The sequence below is a fragment of the Anaeromassilibacillus sp. SJQ-1 genome (assembly GCF_046693725.1).
Lineage (GTDB): Bacteria > Bacillota > Clostridia > Oscillospirales > Acutalibacteraceae > Anaeromassilibacillus.
Genome location: NZ_JBKEIV010000045.1, coordinates 90,456 through 109,897 on the forward strand (window position 1 = coordinate 90,456; position 19,442 = coordinate 109,897).

A 19,442-nucleotide genomic window follows, 5' to 3' on the forward strand; every position below is an offset into this window, starting at 1 on the left:
TGGGGAACTGATTGGCTCAGGATAAATGTGTAGATATTGCTATGGATTTACACAAAAAGGAAGAGCAATGAAATGAGTTGCAATGGAAAGGGGATAGACAAATGCAGGGGAATTACTTCGAGCCGGAGATCGAGTGTGCTTCGCGGGAAGTCATGCATTACATCCAGTCCAAAAAATTGGTGAAAATGGTTGAGCATGCCTATAACCATGTGCCGTTGTACAAGAAGCGCTTCGATGAAATCGGGCTGCTGCCGGGGGACATCCAATCGATTGAGGATGTCAAAAAGCTTCCGTTTACCTACAAGGACGATCTGCGCGATCATTATCCCTTTGGTATGTTTGCCGTGCCAAAGGAGCAGTTGGTTCGTATTCATGCGTCGTCCGGAACAACGGGCAAACAGACTGTCGTAGGTTATACGAAACACGACATTGATGTATGGGCGCGTAGTGCAGCCCGCAGCATTGTTGCGGTGGGAGGAACGCGTTCAGACTATGTTCATGTCTCCTATGGATACGGTCTGTTTACCGGCGGCATGGGCCTGCATTATGGAGCGGAAAAATTGGGAGCGACCGCCATTCCTGTTTCGACGGGCAATACAAAGCGCCAGGTTCAAATTATGCAGGACTATGGTTCGGATATTTTGTGCTGTACGCCCTCATATGCCATGTATATCGGCGAGACCGTACGCGATATGGGGATTGACCCCAAAACGCTTAAGCTTCGTGCGGGTATTTTTGGGGCAGAACCCTGGACGGAAGAGATGCGCCGCGAGATCGAGCGCTTGCTTGCGATCCGCGCATATGACATTTATGGCCTTTCTGAGATTGCCGGTCCCGGCGTGTCCTGTGAATGCCAAATGCAGGCGGGGATGCATGTGAATGAAGACATGTTCTATCCAGAGATCATCGATCCGGAGACGGGGGCGCAATTGCCCGATGGAGAGTACGGCGAGCTTGTGTTCACCTGCATCGGCAAGGAAGCACTGCCGCTGATCCGTTATCGGACAAGGGACATCTGTACGTTGAACCACGAGGTGTGCGCCTGCGGACGTACGCTGGTTCGGATGGGCAAGCCGCGCGGCCGTACGGACGACATGCTGATTATCCGTGGAATCAATGTATTCCCATCCCAGGTGGAGAGCGTACTCTTGGAGCTGGGAATGGCGCCCAGCTATCAGATTGTTGTGGACCGGATCAACAACCTGGATACCATGGAGGTACAGGTCGAGATGACTCCCGACATGTTTGGAGATACGGTTCGCAGTTTGGAAGGCGTCGAACACAAGATTGCCAACGCCCTGCAATCTACCCTGAACATCGCAGCGAAGGTCCGCTTGCTTGAACCCAAATCGATCCCGCGTACAGAAGGAAAAGCCAAGCGTGTGATCGACAATCGGACCAAATTATAAAGGAGGAATCGGTATGCAGATCCAGCAGATTTCAATTTTTGTGGAAAATAAGTCCGGCCGCCTTGCGGAGATCACAGAGGCGCTTGCCGCAGCAAAGGTGGATATTCGCGCCGTTTCCATTGCGGATACCAGCGATTTCGGCATTTTGCGCTTGATCGTTGATAAGCCGAAAGAGGCAGTGGAGGCTCTAAAGGCAGCAGGTCTGACGGCTTCCCTCACCAGTGTCATTGCGATGGGAATCGACGACCAGCCAGGCGAGTTTGCCAAGGCGCTGCGCGTATTGGCGGACAATAAAATTGGCGTGGAATATATGTATGCCTTTATCAGCCGTGAGCACGGTAAAGCGTTTGTCATTCTCCGTGTAGATGACAGTGAACGCGCAGTTGCAGTGCTCAAGGAGCATCAAATCACCATCCTGAGCGCGGAAGAAATCTACGGAATGTAATGTAGAACGATTTTATACAAATTGGAGCGGACGGGAAGGCCTTTCCCGTCCGTTTTTGTTTCATAAGAAGGTAGAAGATTTGGGAACAAAATGGGAATATTATCAGAGAAATCTTCGGCCAAGTGGACATGTTTGTTTTTAAGGGAGGATCATGATGTATTGGAATCCAGAGCAGTATTTACAGTTTGAAAAAGAACGCACCCAGCCTGCCATCGATTTAGCCAACCGAATCCCACAAAAAGCCGTGGATCGGGTTTTGGATGTGGGATGCGGTCCAGGAAATAGTACAAAAGTGCTCGCGGAACGGCTTCCCGGCGCACGTGTTTTAGGGATTGATCGTTCTTTGGAGATGATTGAGGTGGCAAAAGAGCAGCACCCTGCATTGCAATTTATACAGTGGGATGCATCCCAGGACTTGGAAGGCTTGGGACCCTCATTCGATGTGATTTTTTCCAATGCCTGTATTCAGTGGATTCCCGATCATCCAGCCTTGTTGGGGCGGTTTATGGACAGGTTAAATCCTGGTGGAATATTGGCAGTACAGGTTCCGATGAACAACCGAGAGCCGATTCATCAGATTATACAGGAATGTATATCCAGCCCACGATGGAAATCCTTTTTCCCGGAGACGCGCGTCTTTTTCCAGCTGCAACCGGAGGAGTATGCGGCTATACTGGCCGGTTGGACAGACCAATATACCCTGTGGGAGACTGTATATTATCACCGCATGCCCTCACACCGTTCCATTTTGGAATGGTATCGTGGAACCGGGTTGCGGCCATACCTACAGGTTTTGCCCGCCCGTGAGGCTGAACAGTTGGAATTGGAAATTTTGGCCCGGCTGGAAGAATGCTATCCCAAACAAAAAAACGGGGAGATTTTGTTTCGTTTTCCAAGGCTCTTCTTCCTAGCACAGAAACCGCATATAAGTTCTCATGAAGAATAATTGTCTTTATAGATGGCATGGCACTTGCTCCATACTGTAATCGACTAAAAGAGTGATAAAATTTTTATTGGTATGCAAAACATCAAACAATTTTTCCGATTGAAACCATGATAGAATGGAGGGAGCGGCCCAGATACCGCTCCCTCCATTTTCTATGATAAGCTGTCGCAAAAGGGGAATCTCTCGGCGGCAGGAGGGGGATAAGTGAGCTTTCGATCGAGAACGAAGAGGGAAATGGACAACGATCTACTTACCCCAGAGTGCTTCTGTTGGCGCATGAAATGCCCCTTTGCAGGTTGTGGGGCAAGTTGAAGAAGATTTCGTGCCATTTTTGAAAAAGGTATATTGGCATGAGGTCCTTACAGGGTTTGTGAAATCTTCATATGGGAGAATTCCAAGAGGCTGTAACGTTCTTTTTCGTATGGAAGATCGATTTTTTAGGAGAAACACTCGCAATGTTTTTGAAAAGTACGGCTTGTGCCGGAGAATGAGATTACAATTTTACTATGTAATAGTATTTTGCGTGTTGCTTATAGAAGCATTTTAAAATTCTATGAGAAGTTATGTCCCGATAGAGATGATCTTTTGCACCCAATCTCTGTAAAAGGCTTCCTCATGTGATACCAGCAACACTGTCCCTGAAAATTCACAAAGCGCCTTTTTTAGCGATTCTTTTGCCTGTATATCCAAATGATTCGTAGGTTCGTCCAGTATTAAAAAATTACACGGCTTTAGGGTGAGTAAACATATTTTTACTTTTGCCTGTTCACCGCCGCTGAGCGTACGGATCGCCTGCATTGCATGTTTACTGGAGATACCACAGCAGGCCAAATGTTTGCGGACCTCTTTTGTTGCCATTTGAGGGTAAGCTTCTGAAACGATTTGTAGTGGAGTCTCATCCCCATCGCGCCATATAAGATCCTGCTCAAAGTAGCCGGTTGTGACTTGTTCAGAAAATTTATAGGTTCCTCCCATTGCGGGAATTTGGCCGGTTAGAGTTTTCAGCAAGGTGGATTTTCCGATACCATTAAATCCAGTCAGAACGACTTTTTGCCCCCCGCCGATGCGAAAATCGACCTTGGATAAAACAGGAAAATGATAACCGACGGATAATTGTTTTACCAGTAGATGTTCTGTATTTGTCAAAGGGAGTTCAGAGAAACGAAAGAATGGTTTGATTTCTTTCAGGCGGCAATCCTCCAACCGCTCCAATCGATCGAGCTGTTTTTGCCGGCCTCTTGCCATTTTTGCTTTTCTGCCAGCGATATTTTTGCGGATAAATTCCTCGGTCTTTTGAATCTCCTTTTGCTGAGCAGAATACTGACGGATGTAATCCTCTCTTATAAGCGCTTTCTTTCGGAAAAACTCGGAATAGGTCCCATAGTATTTGACGAAACGCTTATGGTCGATATCGCAGATTCTATTTGCAACTTTGTCCAGAAAATTATAGTCGTGCGATACAACGAAAAAGGCAGTTTCTAAATTGGATAACAAAGTAGAAAGCCACTCCACATGCTCTTTGTCCAAAAAGTTGGTAGGTTCGTCAAGCAGTAGGACGTCTGGTTTTTCAAGCAAAAGTTTTGCCAGAATAACCTTTGCCCGTTGCCCTCCACTGATTTTATCGATTGGCCGGTCGAGACCAATTGTCAGAAGCCCTAAACCACTTGCAACCTGTTCGATCTGTGTATCAATCTGATAAAACACACTGTTTTCAAGCTGTTCCTGATACTCTGCAGCTTGGTTCAAGAGTTGCATGTCGGAATGACCATTCTCGAACGATTCGTATATCTGCATCATTTTACGTTCGACCGCATAAAGGTTTGAAAATGCCGACTTTAAAAATGTTCGTATGGTCAAATGGCGGTCGATGTCTGCGTATTGGTCAAGATAACCTACAGATACGTGAGGCTGCCAGATCACTTGCCCCTTGTCGGGAATGATCTGTTCTGTCAGAATCTTTATTAAGGTGCTTTTGCCGCTGCCGTTTTGACCGACAATTCCGATATGCTCGCCTTTATTTAGGGATAGGCTAGAATCCTGATATAAGAGATTCTCTCCAAAAGAGTGTGTTAATCCTTTTATTTCTAGTAAACCCATGGTTTATCAAAATCCTTTCCAGTGATAATAAAAAAGGCAGAAAGCGATACGCAAGGTATCGACCTTCTGCCTTTCAGCCACATTTGGCGATAAATGACAAAAGGCTATGGACAAAACATTGTCCATAGCCTGAAAGCCCAAGATTCGCTAAAGAGTACAAGAAAACAAAGCAACCCTTGTTTTTCTGCGAAATCCTGTCGGGGTTACCTTATTTTCCGATGAAATCTAAAAGCGTGTTATATGCTGGACTCTGTACAATGTTTCATCGGCTTTGATTGTACAGAGTTGATTCGCCTACGTGGTTGATCTGTCAAATAAATGTGCATCTTCATTCTTCCTTTGGGATTTTTCACTTTTATTGTATTCTATTGAAAGGGACTTGTCAATCCTTGCTGTGTTCGGAAATATAAGCGGTAGAATCGAAAGGAAATTGAGCGCTTTAAGCCTTTTACCAGAAACCACTTGTTCATAGAAGAACCACATGGTCGCCATTTTCAGTATATAGGGCGCTCCATGTTGATTGATCGAAATTCATCGTCCTTGAGAACCGCTTACTCCTTGTTTGTATCATACAATGGAACTTGCCATGCCAAAGATTCTCATACAGCGATTCCGTTTTTTCGCTTCGTACAGGTTGGCATTTCTCTACTACTAAAGCTTCTATGACCGTTTCGTAGACAATGAGAAGATTCTATATCACAGAAATCATTTAGCATTTATACCATCCTGAACAAAAGAAAGGATCGGTTGAATGGTGCTGCGGTCGATGAAATTTACATCGTTTCCGTAGGTGTCCAAAAGCTGTTGATCCTCTACGCGCAGGGTGGCCGGGTCCTTTTTTGCAAGCATATGTTGAAGCATAGCCATCATCGCGCGATGTATAACGCTCAATTTTCGATAATTCAGTCTGCCGCGCAAATGAAAAAAGGCGGTTTTTGCCTCTAAATCGGGCGGAAAAATCTTTTTTAATGAATTGCGGATGTGCTGAACATTGGCAGGGTCGTTAGGATCGGCAATCCCACAGGTAAAAAGGATGAAGGTTTTCGGAAGAATAGAGGCATACTTCTTTAAAAAAGTGGAAAGTCCCTTTACACCGCCTGCATAAAGTCCACCTCCGTAGAGAATACAGTCATAGCGAGACAGTGTTTTGGAAGAAAGCGCTTTGACTGCATAAAGATCTGCATGTAACGCCTCTGCAATCCAGCGCGCATAGGTCTCTGTAGAACCATACTTTGATGCGTAAACGACAATTGTCTTCATGTAGCCTCCCAGCTGTTTGGATAGAAATTTTTGAGGGTATTTTTCCTAATATCGAGAAGCCCCTATGTACAATGGAATGTTGGGCCATTCCGTTTGCGTATAAAAATGATCCGCATTTACCACATAGTGGCGTAATACCCCTTGCTTTAGCTTCGGGGGTATAAGCCACACATTTTTTGGTTCATCTGTTCTATTTGAAGGAAACGGTCGTTGAGCCGAGAATCCCCGGCTTTAGACTAGGGGAGTGTCAAGGAAGGGAAATCCCTTCGATCTTTTGAAATTCCACAGTATAACCATTTGGGTCCTCCAAAAAGAAGGAATAGACCGGCTGGCTGGGGTGCTGGGCAGGGATACTCTGTGGCTGAACACCGAGCGCTAAGATACGGCGGTACTCGGCGTCTACATCGGCCCGGTTTGTACAATTGAGCGATAAACAGAGATGGCGGTGGGGAATTTCACCGTCCCCATAGGCGACAAAACCGAAGGATCCGCCATTGGCGTAAAAGATTCGCACTGTATCGGAGGCAAACACGGTGCGCAGACCGATCACTTGCGTATAAAATGCTTCGGTTGCGGATAGGTCTAGGCAAGGATAAAATGCTATACAGGAGGTTATCATGGATGGAATCCTCCTTCCCATGTACTTATGTTTTATTTTGAACGTTTACTCAAGGAAAAAGCAAAAAGAGCTTATGCAGAGCAACTTCTTGTGGGTTTATCGATCCGGAAAGGCCGCTTTTAGAAAGACACAATAAAGGAAAGCATTGGAACCGAAATGAAAACCGCAGGAGGTCCCTCAGATAAAGGGGCACAATTGATATGTGAAACAATTGTGCCAATGCCGTTGAACACAAAATGAGCGTATAAAGCCGAATCAAAAATTGCAATGCATTTCTTTTGGAATTGGATGCCCTGTTCTTAAAAGGTAGGTTTTATACAGGCCAGCTACCTAAATATATCTATAGAGAAAACCATTCAAAGGAAACCGCAAGAAAGGATGCTTTTGTACGATATGAGCAATAGGACGTTACAATAGCCATCTGATCATGACGGGCCCCTTACAGCGATTTACGACTCCATAGGCGATAGGACTCGTCGATCGTTCTGTGGTTGTGATTTGATTCCGGTTATCTTTGCTATAACGGTTTTTTGCTTATTTGTGATGGCTATATAAACGAACAACTATCAACAACTTATAGGTAGGGTATCTCCATTATCATATTAGTTAGCCGTATTTGCCTATCAGATATAGGCAAATACATGTCATAATGGTCTTGATAGTCTGTCTTACTTGCCTGTATAGGAAAATTCAGCTAACAACCATGATACTTTCGCTTAATTTAGTAGAGATCTAAAATCACTACCGTCTACAAATAGTAGACTCTACTGATCTCGAACACACTTTAACTTTCCTTTCCTGCATGGATGAAGTCAACACCGCCGCCATAGGGGTGATAAACAATACCGGTCACCCCAGGAGCAGAAGCAAAATAGTGGTTCTCATAGAAAAGAGGATAAAAGATGCACTGTTCGTTGAGATAGCGCTCCATCGCTGCACAGGTGGCGGCCGCTTCCGCTCCACTTTGATTTTCCGCCTTGGATAGATTTTCATCGTAACCTGTAGAGTGCAGGCCAGCCGGGTTGTTTGGATTGTCGCTGCGGAAGAGATCGAGGACAGCCAGAGGGCCGGAGGATTCCGGAGTAATGGAACAGATTGCAATCTGATAACTTCCCGCTGCGATGCGGGAAGCCAGCTCTTTATCGCTGAGAGGTTCCATGTTGAAATAGTTGTCGAATAAATCATTCCATTCCGTCAGCATCTCATTGGCCATCAGCTTGACTTCCGGGTCATCCGAACAGAGGATGGTCACACTCGGCAGTGCTTCTAAGCCTAACTCCTGTAGGCCGGCCAGCAAAAGCTGGGCTACTGTTGAATCTTGTTGGGGATAGAACGTTTCATTTCCCACCTGTTGGCGATAATCCCGGCCGAATAGTTTGGTTTCCGGCGGAATGATATAATCCGCAACGGTTGTTCCTTTAGGGAGATGTGTGAGTACCTTTTCACGGGTAAAGGCTTGTGTAAAGGCCTTACGGATATTGAGATTACACATAACTTCATTTTGTGTATTGAAGCACAATCCCCAGGTTGTATCTTCGAAGCCGACCACTGTGCAGCCCGCATCTTCAGCCTCTTCCACAAGTTCTGAAGGCATGGCGATTGCATCTACAGTGCCATTCGTAAGGGCGGCCACAGGATCAGAAACATCCACCTTCTTGTTTCCGATACTAAATTTAATATCGGAGGGCAAAGGTTTGCTGTCGCCAGAGTAACTGGAAGAACGGCGCAGGTTGATATAGGAACCGTGCTCCCAGCCATAAGCGCCGTCGATCGCAAATGGTCCGTTGCACAACATCGTGGAACGCTCCAAACCATAGCGTCCACCGGTTGTAAGGAAGAATTCCTCATGGCACGGCATAAATACTGCCGATGCTGCTCGAACGGGAAAATCCTCGCACGAGTATTCCAATTGCACAGAGAGGGTACGGGCATCTACCGCGGAAACGCCCAGCTGCTCCACCGGCAGTTCGCCGGACCGGATGGCGCGTGCATTTTGGATACAGAACATAGGGCTACATGTGGATGAATTGGTTGCAGGATCGAGTGCACGCTGAAACGCATAAACAAAATCATCCGCGGTTACAGGGGTGTTGTCGTCATCGTTCCAAACAGCATCCTCCCGTAGATAAAACGTAAATTGAGTAAAATCTGTGTTGGATGACCATTTTTCTGCTACACCGGGAACTGCATTGCCATCTGCATCCAGGCGAGTCAACCCTTCGAAGAGTGCCTGAATCAATATAATGCCGGATTCATCTTCCGCGATTTGAGGGTCGAGCGTCTTTGGTTCCGAAGCCAAGTGATATTGGAAGGACTTGTTCGCATTGCTGGGTTCGCTGTCCTCGCATGCTGCCAGAGAGAGCAGCAGGACCACACATAAGATAATTGCCGCAAACCGTCTCATTCCGTCACTCCTTCCGGTTTTTTCATTTATTCTAGCATCTTTTCAGGGGCAATGCAATGTGGATACAGAAATGTCATAGAATCGTAAGTTTCCTGTTATGGACTGGGATGTACGGGAGGGAATCTTGCCGGAATAGAAAAGAACCTCCGCAATCGCATGAAACGCCAATCATTCGACTTTAAAGAATTTAAAAAAATCCCATGAAAAATATGGAAACCCGCCTATACAACCCCCGTTTCATAGGGTATAATAAATATGTAGGAAACATGCATCCCGCGAGAAATTTTTATTACAATGGAAGAAATCCAAAACTTGAATGGAGGTTAAACAGATGAGCCAGAGAGTAAAATTTTATATTTGTAAGCATTGTGGGAATATCGTAGGATTGATTAACAATGCTGGTGTGCCGCTGGTTTGCTGTGGGGAGAAGATGAGCGAATTGGTTCCCAATACCACAGAGGGCGCAACAGAGAAGCACCTGCCGGTTGTTGAAGTGGATGGAAATATTGTAAATGTCCATGTAGGAAGCGTAGAGCATCCGTCTACAGAAGAGCATTACATCGCTTGGGTATATCTGGAGACCGCGCATGGTGGACAGCGCAAGGTCATTAAGCCGGGCGAGAAGCCGTCGGTGTCGTTTGCCTTGCAGGACGATGAGCTGATTGCTGTCTACGCATATTGCAATCTGCACGGCCTATGGAAGACCGAGATGAAATAATTCGTCCGAGATCCATACATATATAGAAAAAGGCGTTTCCCTGCTGGGAAACGCCTTTTTTCATTTGGAGGACGGATTATTGAATATATTGCGGAGATTCAATGCCAGAAAACACCCGGCATGCTTGCTTCTCCGCAAGTTTGGAACGGGAGCCTGTTTCCTCCCGTTCCCTCTAACGCTATAAACGGGAACAGCCGTGTTTATTCCTCGATAAGAGAACGGCCGTCCATCTCCGCAGGCTGGGGTAAACCCAGAATCTGCAGCATAGTGGGAGCAATGTCGGCAAGGCGCCCGCCTTGGCGCAGCTTCTTGCAGGGATAGCCGACTACGCAGAACGGAACAGGGTTGGTAGTATGCGCAGTGAACGGGGAGCCATCTTCCTCGTACATCTTGTCCGCATTGCCATGGTCCGCTGTAATCAGCGCCACACCGTTCATTTTTGCAATCGCGTCAAGGACGCGGCCCACACAGGTATCGACTGCCTCGACAGCGGCCTTAGCGGCGTCAAAAACGCCGGTATGGCCGACCATATCGCAGTTTGCATAATTCAAAATAATCACATCATATTTGCCGGATTCGATGCGCTCAATCAGTTTATCAGTGACCTCATAAGCGCTCATTTCTGGCTGTAAATCATATGTGGCCACCTTCGGAGAGTTGACCAATACGCGATCTTCATTCGGGTATTGCTTTTCAACGCCCCCATTGAAGAAAAAGGTCACATGGGCATATTTCTCTGTCTCTGCAATACGCAGCTGTGTCAAACCCTTGTCGGAGATGTATTCGCCGAAAGTATTCGTCAAACTCTGCGGCTTAAAGGCCACAAGAACGTTTGGCATGGTTGCATCGTACTGCGTCATGCAGACATACTTAACCGGGAAGAAGCCCTTTTTGCGTTCAAAGCCTGTAAACTCCGGATCGACAAACGTACGGGTAATCTCTCTCGCGCGATCCGGACGGAAATTGAAGAAGATAATGGAATCTTCTGCACCAATTTCTGCGCCCTGTGCACAAACAGTTGGTACTACAAACTCATCGGTGACATTTTCCTTATAGGAATCCTCCACCGCCTGAACCGGATCGGGGCACTGGATGCCCTCTCCATATACCATCGCGGCATAGGCTTTTTCAACACGTTCCCAACGGTTGTCGCGGTCCATTGCGTAGTAACGGCCCATCACAGTGGCAATCTCACCGACACCGATCTCTTTGAGCTTTGCGGCACAATCGGCCACATAATCCTTACCAGAGGAAGGCGGCACATCGCGGCCGTCAAGCAGAGCATGGATATAGACCTTTTTCAGGCCACGGCGCTTAGCGAGTTCCACCAATGCATACAAATGGGAATTGTGGCTGTGCACACCGCCGTCGGACAACAACCCAATCAAATGCAGAGCGGTCTTTTTCGCAATGGCATTGTCCACCGCAGAAATAAAAGCGGAATTTTCAAAGAAATTGCCATCTTGAATGGACTTGGTGATGCGGGTCAGCTCCTGATAAACAATACGGCCGGCGCCAATGTTGGTGTGCCCGACTTCGGAGTTCCCCATCTGTCCATCCGGCAGGCCGACGTCCATTCCGGATGCTCCGATCTGTGTAATCGGATTGCTGCCAAAGATACGGTCCAGATTAGGCTTATTGGCTGCTTTGATTGCGTTGCCGTAATCGCCAGCAATACCAAAGCCATCCAAAATCATTAAAATCAGAGGTTTTTTACTCATGAGTTATTCGATCTCCTACTCTTTTCAAAACTGCAAGGGAATTAGCCCAAGGTAGCAGCCTTGACAATCTCCGCGAAATCTGCGGGTTTCAGGGAAGCGCCGCCGATCAGGCCGCCGTCCACATCGGGCTGTGCCAAAAGCTCGGCTGCATTCTTGGCGTTCATGGACCCACCGTACTGAATGGTCATGCCGTTTGCAGCTGCCTCGTCGTAGAGGCCCTTCACGGTTTCACGGATGATCGCGCAGACCTCGTTGGCCTGTTCTGCGGTTGCAGTTTTGCCGGTTCCGATTGCCCAGACCGGTTCATATGCAATAATCACGCGGGAGAGCTCGTCCTTGCTCACACCTTGCAGAGCGATTTTGGTCTGCATTGCAACCAACTCTGCAGTGATGCCCTGCTCGCGCTGTTCCAAGTACTCGCCGACACAGAGAATCACGGTCAAACCATTGTCCAAAGCGGCGCGTACGCGCTTATTAACGGTGACATCCGTCTCGCCAAAATAAGTACGGCGCTCGCTGTGACCGATGATGACATATTTCACACCCATTGCGGTCAACATATTTGCAGAAATTTCTCCCGTATAAGCGCCGGAAGCTTCCCAGTGGCAGTTTTCTGCGCCTACACCGATGTTGGTGCCAGCGGTTGCCTCCAAAGCGGCGGCAAGATCCACATACGGAACGCAAACGACCACATCGCAACCTGCATCAGCGACCAGAGGTTTGATAGCTTCGATCAGCTCTTTTGCCTCAGCAGGGGTCTTGTTCATCTTCCAGTTGCCGGCGATGACGGCTTTTCTCAGTGCTTTGTTCATGGATGTCTATCTCCTTTTATATGATAGTCAAAAAAGAAACCTCCGGAGGGGGCCGCACAGCCGGAACATAGCGTCCCGGGCAGGCGGGAATCCCCGCCGAAGGCGCGGATGCTCAAATTAGTCCTTATCGTTCAAGCAGGCAATGCCCGGGAGAACCTTGCCCTCCAGGAACTCGAGGGAAGCGCCGCCGCCTGTGGAGATATGGGTCATCTTATCCGCGAAGCCGAGCTTCTCGACTGCAGCAGCAGAATCGCCGCCACCAATGATGGAAATCGCGCCACTCTCTGCAACGGCTCTTGCAACAGCGATTGTGCCCTCAGCAAAAGCTTCCCATTCGGAAACACCCATCGGGCCATTCCATACCACCGTGCCAGCTCCCTTGACAGCCTCTGTGAACAGCTCGCGTGTCTTGGGGCCAATGTCCAGGCCCATCCAGCCGTCCGGAATGCGATCGGAATCGACAAGCTTGTGCTCGGTGTCGGGTTTATATTCCAAGCCGACAATATTGTCCACCGGAATCAGGAACTTGACGCCCTTTTCCTTGGCCTTCGCCATCGTATCCTTCGCGAGTTCGACCTTGTCGCTCTCACAGATGGAAGTGCCGATGGAATAACCCAGAGCATTCATGAAGGTGTAGGCCATGCCGCCACCGATGATGAGGGTGTCCACCTTGTCCAGCAGGTTGGTGATTACGCCGATCTTATCGGAAACCTTCGCGCCGCCCAGAATAGCGACAAACGGGCGCTTCGGCTCGGTGAGCGCGCCGCCCATGATGGTGATTTCCTTCTGAATCAGATAGCCGCAGACAGCCGGCAGATAGTCGGCAACGCCAGCGGTCGAAGCATGCGCACGGTGCGCTGTGCCGAATGCGTCATTGACATAAATTTCCGCCAAGGAAGCAAGATCCTTTTGCCAGTGAGCGTAACTGTGCCAGCCTCAGAGACCGTAAGACGTGCCCAATTGACGCTCTTATCAGCGATGATTGCTCCTGTACAAGAGAGCTCAGCAGCAGGGGATGAAAACTTGACCAGACGATCACCCACTTGGCACTCCTCTACAAACAGCTCGCTGCTCTCATCAGAGAGGCTGTAATGATGTACATATACCTCTACCCCAGTCACCAGCTCCCGTTGCGTGAGGCTATGTCCCACCACTTTGTCGTCCGGGCTGATCGTATCCGACACATCAGTCGATGGCTTAAAAATACGGATCATATTACTGCGCGCACATGACACCAAAGCACCTGCAGCAAACGCTACTTGCTGCAGCGCCGCCCGATGCGTACAGATGGGGAGATACCCTTTGAGGGTGATCCTGGCGATATCCGCATCTAGCTCATACAGATCCGAGACTCCGGCAGATGCCATAATATCGGACACCAAGTCCCCGACCGTAATGCCGTCCAGCCACAAACCTCCCATGTACTCTGTGCCATCAATCACGCCTAATAGATCGGTACAGGTGACATCTGTGACATTGCCGTCAGTTGCAGCCTCTTGCAGATAATAGGTCCCCATGTCCATGGGATCACCATCAATCCACTCTGTAACAGCCATATCCTGCCTCAACTGGAAAGCACGATATGCACCGCTGGGATCAAGTATGTCAAACTCTCCGGACGGCGAGTAAAACTGATAATAGAGCATGTTGATGCGCAACTCGTCGGAGAGTAAATCAACCTCCTCTATCACATTGGCGCTGATAAGATCGTTGCCTCCAAATACCTTAAGCACGCCGTACCGTAGCCCGGATAATTTGAGATAATGGTATGGCTTGTTGGTTGCCAAAAATGTGATGACAATCTTATAATATCCCTCCACCAGCGGACCATAAGAGGCGTTGGCGGAAACCGGAGCAAAATCCTCCTCGTGTATCACATTGCCGCTCTGTCCATACCAAACGATATGCATATCATGGATCCAGTCTCCGGTTGACTCGCTAAATACCAAGGTAAGTCCTACAGAGGTGTGAGGCTCCGTAAATGTGATTGTCAATGTGGGAGGGACTGCAAACACTCCATCTGATCCAGAGAGTGTGTTTGACCAAACTCCCATAAACTCTTGGACAGGATCATCCGGAAAAAGTAACCGGCTCCCATCAAGCGGGATACCATCCCCCTCTAACGTTGCCCATGGATCCAGCGTCTGGGTCTCATCATGGATCTGATAGAGATCGGACCAAGGCTTGTAATTTGTGGCGGATAGGGTGGCGTCGTCAACCGCTGTAACATCCATCAGCCTAAAAGAGATCTCGCATCTGGTACTCATTGGCCATCCTCCAAAGGCTCTACTCCGGTGATATTGAGCGTAAGGCCATCCCAGCGCCGTGTGCCATCCAGCTCTAAAAACATTAGAGAGTCGTTACCGATCTCTACACGGGCGTCCAGCGTAACATCATCTTGACCGTCCGGCAAAGTAATGGACACATACTCGTCCGATGTAGCCAATGCCTCGCGCAGCGAGTCATAAGCGGCCTGGTCAAGGCTGCCCAAAGTGACTGTATACGTGCGATACCGGGCACGCAGCTCACTGCGTTTCCGGCCGCTCTCCGCAATCAGATCATACTTATACTCACGTATCTCTCCGCGCTTAAGGTCGGTTATCTCTGCACCGGGATACTTTTGGCCGTTGATCTCGATCATGTTGTTGTGCCTCCCTTGACCATCTTATCGCCTCGTCGTTTGCGCTCGACCTCGATGTACGGATACATGTGCCGGGCAAGAGCCGCCATATCGCCCTTAAGATTGATCGTAGGCGTCGTCTCTATGTACTCATGATAGTAGGTGGATTGCGTGGCCGCTGGAGCGTATTGGGCTGCATGTGCATTTGTTCGGTCAGTGGCCACAGCGGACAAACTCCCGACCTCGCTGGTTACCGCGCCGCGCATTTGAGCGAGGACATCTGGCAATGCCCGGTCAAACCCAACACCTACGCCCTGTGCGAGAGGCTCGCCAACCAGATCCCGTGTTTTGCCGGATGGGGAGTGGATGTCCGCCTCATCTCTCATGGCATTGATGGCTTGACGCACAATATCGGCGGCAGCGGTAGACAGGGCTCCAGACTTGGAGTACATGCCATCAATCATCCCTTGGATGCTGTTTTGTCCAATACTGCTCAGCGTTGATGGGACCGAGGCCAAAGCCGCATCTAGCTTGGCCGTAAAGCTTTTGTTGAGCGTATCGAGCTGACTCTTATAAAATTGATCGGCAATCCCTTTGGCCAAATCCTGCTGCTTTTGCCAAGCAGCCATGTAGCTGCCAAATTCTTCCGCAGGCAAATTAACCAGCGCCTGCGCAAATTTGGTGGCCTCCTCGACTCCGAGAGCCGTTACCTGATCAATAAATCCATCCGGCAACTTGCGCATCTGGAGCTGTGACAGAGCCTTGTCGTATGCACGCAGGGCCTCAATATGCGCGTCCAAATTGACAAGGGATAGGTCACCAGTCTCATCATCAATCACAAATAGGTCTCCAAAGCCAGCCAGTTTGGATTGCATGTCCTCTTGCTGCGCAAGGATATCATCGTTCGCGCCTTGGAACTCATCGGTGATCTCTGTAATCCGGTCCTTGGTGATCTGCAATGCCTCATCGTAGCCGTCCGTCAAGGCATCCTTATATGCGTCAGTGACCTCTTTGCCTGCATCCTCATATGCTTTTTTTGAGCGTCGGCGCTCTCCTCGATAGCGTCGATCTCCCTTTGGATGGCCTCTTTTTGGGTTTTACCGACCTTGTCCATTTGACGCTCTTTGGCGGCAACCATGGACTCTGTCGTTGAGTCAACCTTATGGTTATATGCCTCCACATTTGCCTCGACCCATTGCTCCATCGCAGCCACAGACGCATCTACACCTGTGTCGATGGCATAGGTCAAATTATCTATGTAAGACTCCCCAATCTCCGTGTAAGAGTCGGCACTCGCTTTAGCTGCCTTAATCGCTGCATTGGATACGGAGGTAATCGCTCCTGTAACATCCTTGGTCTTGTCCTTGATACCGAGGGCGATGCCCATAGAAATCATCTTACCAACCTGGTCACGCATCACGCGAGACGGGGAGTGGATGTCCAAGGCTCCCTTGATGCCGCCGAGGATGCTGTTGGCAAACTCAGTGACCTTGCCCTTGATCCACTCGCCTGCTCCTGTGATGCCCTGCCAGATGCCCTCGACGATATTTTGTCCGACATCCTGGATCTTGGACATCAGACCCAAAAACGCATCTACAAGCGCCTGGACGATCTGTGGGACTGCCTTGATAATCCCCGCAATAATGGCTGGCAAATCCTGGACGAGTGCCACAAATAGGGTAATACCTGCCTCGATGATCTTGTCAATATTAGACGTTAATGCAGTAACGATCCCCTCAATGATCCTGGGCATAGACTCTGCAAGCGTTGTAATGATCTGTGGGAGTGCATCTATCAAAGCCAAAAATAGCGTAACGCCCGCATCAATAATCGCTGGCAGATTATCCATCAGCGCCGTGATAATCCCGTCAATTAAGTCCGGCAATGCGTCGACGATCGTCTGGATAATCATCGGGAGATCCTCGACCAGAGCGGTCAACAGGTCGATCCCGGCCTGCACGATGAGATCGATATTATCAAGCAATGCTGTGAGAATCCCGTCTATGATCTCTGGGATTGCCTCCACAATGGCCGCAATAATATCTGGGAGTGCGTCTACCAATGCCGTAAGCAGCTGTATCCCCGCATCGATTAGCCGAGGAATCGATGCAAGCAATACATCGACCAGGTTGGTCACAATATTGGGGATAGCAGCAATTAAGATGGGTAATCCATCCAGCAGTCCCTGCACAAGTCCTTGGATTAACTGGATGGCCGCATCAACCAGTAGAGGTATATTGTCGATCAATGTCTGGACAATGGCAACAACAACCTCGATAATTTTAGGCACCAGTTGAGGGAGGGCCTGACTGATCCCATTGGCCAGAGCCATGATGATCTCAATGGCGCCCTCTAAGAGTAATGGTAACGCCTCAATCAATCCCTGCAACAGCGTGGTGATCATGCCCACAGCAGCTGTACTGATCTGAGGCAAACATGCAGCGAGTCCGTCAACCAATCCCATAACGATCTCGCTCGCAACATCCGCTATTTGCGGTAGGATTGTTGCAACTCCATCGCTCAATCCGGAGAGCGCCTCTCCAAATGCCTCCGCCATCTCAGAGACATCACCGTTGGCAGAGGCAGCCCCTGCGGATACCTCGTTGACAAAATCGGAGAATATGGGCAGAGCTTGATCACCGATCGGCAAAACAAAATTGGTCTGCAGTACCCGTCCGAGTCCTGCAATCGCAGAGTCAAAGTCGTCATATTTGACCGCATTGATTGCTCCAAGCGCATCGGTTGTAGTACTGATCCCGCCGTTGAGATCAGCTAAGGCTTTGACGCCGTCAGCACCTAAATCCTCCCACATTGTGCCAAACAAGGCGACACCTGCGGTATTTTGTGCCAGAGGGTCATCCATCGCAAATAGGGCGTCGGTAACATCCGCAAATGCTTGTGATGCACGCTCGCCTCCAGCGGCAAATGCCGCTGCCGTCTCGTTGGCGTCAAGGCCGATGGAGGCAAATGCCTCCATCGTAGTGTCGCTCCCGTCTTTTACCCGTATGCCAAACTCTTTGACTGCATCTCCAAGCTTGTCAACGGAAAATGTACCAGCCGCGGCACCATTGGCAAAGCTGTTAAACATGTCCTCAGCATCCAGGCCGAGCTGCGCAAAATGCACGGAGTACTCATTGATGCTATCGAGGAGATCCCCATTTTTGTCCAGTCCGCCTTGTGCGCCTTGAGCAATCAAACTAAATGCCTCTGTGCCAGATACGCCAAATTGATCCATCATCATGCTCACAGCACGTATCTGTTCTTGGATGTCAAATCCAAACGCGTCCTGGAGCATCAGGGCATTTTGGGTAAGACCTCCAATGTTGTCCGGGTCAATCTCTCCGGATATCTGCGCTACGGTGGCCATCGCTGCAGATATATCCTCCAGGCTATCGCCAAAGTTGTTGTTGTATATCTGCATCATAGCGTCTGCAAATCCATTTGCAGACGCCTCTGCGATACCCGTCGCAGCCTCAAAGCTATTAATGGCTTTCTGTGCATCGTTGGCAAAATCTACGGCATAACCTGTAGCACCGACAAGTGCCGTGCTGACTCCAGCAATTGCAACAGCGGACCCTTTAAGCGCTGCGGTGGTAGCACTCCCAAAACTGCTGATCTGGCCGTTGACATCTTTTAGCTCGCCCTCAAATCCGCTGCTGTCGCCGTCGATCTGGATGATTACAGAGCCATCTGCTGCCATGATCCCACCTCCTGGGAGACCATCGGCAGCTCAGGCTCTACTTGGTCTTATCACTAATTTTGATCTCAAATATTCGTTTGCAGTTGCGTCCTTTGCAGCGCACAAATACACCCTTGCAGGATGCATCTCTGCTTACCTGCAAGGGCATTACATATCCACAGTATGGGCATCTAACCTTGTCCAAGCTGATGCTGCACCTCCTCAAACCTCCGGGAGACATAGCTGCGCATCCGGCGGTTGCGCTCCTCCAGAGAGATACGATCCTCTGCACTGCCGCGCTTAAGAGCATACAGCTTGCGCATCCGCTCATAGTATTTTTTCTGATTTTTGGGTAGTCCTTTAAGGTCTGCTGTCCGATAATGGACGCGGCGCATAAATCCGCTATCCTCTGGCAGGCCAAACATCAGCCGCCGGAATGTCCACCAATGGAGATATATGGATGTGAGATCAATCCCATACGCCTGCCAAAACGACGAGAGCAGGATGTCTGCATCCTGATCAAAATCGTATGCGCGCTCTTGTCTGCGGATAATGGGATCGTGACCGCTCTCCTCCGTCAATGCAGGCCGTCCCAAACGATAAAATTGAAGAGATGCATCAACTGCAGCATTGACGTTATGAGGGATATGCGGATACCAGATCTGCAGCAACTGCAATACATCTGTATCTCCATTGAGTAGAGCTAACTCAA

15 protein-coding genes and 1 pseudogene are annotated in these 19,442 nt (G+C 49.0%); 4 read left to right on the forward strand and 12 right to left on the reverse strand.

Going from position 1 to position 19,442, the window contains the following annotated elements; translation table 11 throughout:
- Nucleotides 1-101: 101 nt before the first annotated feature.
- The 3 genes from ACGCCZ_RS13305 (at nucleotide 102) to ACGCCZ_RS13315 (ending at nucleotide 2,800) form a co-directional block, all read left to right on the forward strand.
- Nucleotides 102-1,409 carry a phenylacetate--CoA ligase family protein gene (locus ACGCCZ_RS13305; protein ID WP_085531602.1) on the forward strand — a complete coding sequence of 436 codons (1,308 nt, stop codon included), beginning with the start codon at nucleotides 102-104 and terminating at the stop codon, nucleotides 1,407-1,409.
- 13 nt (nucleotides 1,410-1,422) lie between these two features.
- On the forward strand, nucleotides 1,423-1,854 hold the full coding sequence (locus tag ACGCCZ_RS13310) for an ACT domain-containing protein (protein ID WP_054323515.1): 432 nt from the start codon (nucleotides 1,423-1,425) through the stop codon (nucleotides 1,852-1,854).
- 154 nt (nucleotides 1,855-2,008) lie between these two features.
- Nucleotides 2,009-2,800 (forward strand): methyltransferase domain-containing protein, encoded by a 792-nt coding sequence (locus ACGCCZ_RS13315; RefSeq protein WP_411656277.1) that lies wholly within the window; start codon nucleotides 2,009-2,011, stop codon nucleotides 2,798-2,800.
- Nucleotides 2,801-3,361: 561 nt separating this feature from the next.
- Here the strand turns inward: ACGCCZ_RS13315 and ACGCCZ_RS13320 are convergent.
- The 4 genes from ACGCCZ_RS13320 to ACGCCZ_RS13335 all read right to left on the reverse strand — a co-directional run bounded on the left by ACGCCZ_RS13320 (nucleotide 3,362) and on the right by ACGCCZ_RS13335 (nucleotide 9,180).
- Nucleotides 3,362-4,897: an ABC-F family ATP-binding cassette domain-containing protein gene (locus tag ACGCCZ_RS13320; protein ID WP_411656278.1), complete on the reverse strand. Its 1,536-nt coding sequence runs from the start codon at nucleotides 4,895-4,897 to the stop codon at nucleotides 3,362-3,364.
- A gap of 705 nt (nucleotides 4,898-5,602) precedes the next feature.
- Nucleotides 5,603-6,157: a flavodoxin domain-containing protein gene (locus tag ACGCCZ_RS13325; protein WP_085531606.1), complete on the reverse strand. Its 555-nt coding sequence runs from the start codon at nucleotides 6,155-6,157 to the stop codon at nucleotides 5,603-5,605.
- A 247-nt stretch (nucleotides 6,158-6,404) separates the two neighbouring features.
- Nucleotides 6,405-6,776, reverse strand: a complete 372-nt coding sequence (locus ACGCCZ_RS13330; RefSeq protein ID WP_054323519.1) for a VOC family protein — start codon at nucleotides 6,774-6,776, stop codon at nucleotides 6,405-6,407.
- 784 nt (nucleotides 6,777-7,560) lie between these two features.
- Complete coding sequence (locus ACGCCZ_RS13335; RefSeq protein ID WP_411656279.1) at nucleotides 7,561-9,180, reverse strand: peptide ABC transporter substrate-binding protein; 1,620 nt, start codon at nucleotides 9,178-9,180, stop codon at nucleotides 7,561-7,563.
- Between the two features lie 331 nt (nucleotides 9,181-9,511).
- Here ACGCCZ_RS13335 and ACGCCZ_RS13340 point away from each other — a divergent pair, with 331 nt between their 5' ends.
- Complete coding sequence (locus ACGCCZ_RS13340; RefSeq protein WP_054323521.1) at nucleotides 9,512-9,898, forward strand: desulfoferrodoxin family protein; 387 nt, start codon at nucleotides 9,512-9,514, stop codon at nucleotides 9,896-9,898.
- 200 nt (nucleotides 9,899-10,098) lie between these two features.
- On the opposite strand, the gene gpmI is transcribed toward ACGCCZ_RS13340, so the two are convergent.
- The 8 genes and pseudogenes from gpmI to ACGCCZ_RS13380 form a co-directional block, all read right to left on the reverse strand.
- Nucleotides 10,099-11,619, reverse strand: a complete 1,521-nt coding sequence (gene gpmI / locus ACGCCZ_RS13345) for a 2,3-bisphosphoglycerate-independent phosphoglycerate mutase (protein WP_085531608.1) — start codon at nucleotides 11,617-11,619, stop codon at nucleotides 10,099-10,101.
- Between the two features lie 41 nt (nucleotides 11,620-11,660).
- Entirely contained in the window at nucleotides 11,661-12,431 is a 771-nt protein-coding gene (tpiA, locus tag ACGCCZ_RS13350) for a triose-phosphate isomerase (RefSeq protein WP_054323523.1), read from the reverse strand.
- A 117-nt stretch (nucleotides 12,432-12,548) separates the two neighbouring features.
- A pseudogene (locus ACGCCZ_RS13355) lies at nucleotides 12,549-13,340 on the reverse strand (phosphoglycerate kinase); the annotation flags it as partial.
- Nucleotides 13,223-14,698, reverse strand: a complete 1,476-nt coding sequence (locus ACGCCZ_RS13360; RefSeq protein ID WP_411656280.1) for a hypothetical protein — start codon at nucleotides 14,696-14,698, stop codon at nucleotides 13,223-13,225. The pseudogene ACGCCZ_RS13355 and the gene ACGCCZ_RS13360, both read right to left, overlap by 118 nt.
- Nucleotides 14,695-15,072: a hypothetical protein gene (locus ACGCCZ_RS13365; protein WP_411656281.1), complete on the reverse strand. Its 378-nt coding sequence runs from the start codon at nucleotides 15,070-15,072 to the stop codon at nucleotides 14,695-14,697. Before ACGCCZ_RS13365 ends, ACGCCZ_RS13360 begins: the two co-directional genes overlap by 4 nt.
- The gene (locus tag ACGCCZ_RS13370) at nucleotides 15,069-16,034 is read right to left on the reverse strand and encodes a hypothetical protein (RefSeq protein WP_411656282.1); all 966 of its coding nucleotides are present in this window, start codon (nucleotides 16,032-16,034) and stop codon (nucleotides 15,069-15,071) included. The genes ACGCCZ_RS13365 and ACGCCZ_RS13370 overlap by 4 nt, the downstream gene beginning before the upstream one ends.
- Nucleotides 16,031-18,751, reverse strand: coding sequence for a phage tail tape measure protein (locus ACGCCZ_RS13375; protein ID WP_411656283.1), 2,721 nt, complete (start codon nucleotides 18,749-18,751; stop codon nucleotides 16,031-16,033). Before ACGCCZ_RS13375 ends, ACGCCZ_RS13370 begins: the two co-directional genes overlap by 4 nt.
- A gap of 170 nt (nucleotides 18,752-18,921) precedes the next feature.
- A partial coding sequence (locus ACGCCZ_RS13380; RefSeq protein ID WP_411656284.1) for a Gp15 family bacteriophage protein occupies nucleotides 18,922-19,442 on the reverse strand: 521 nt, incomplete at its 5' end.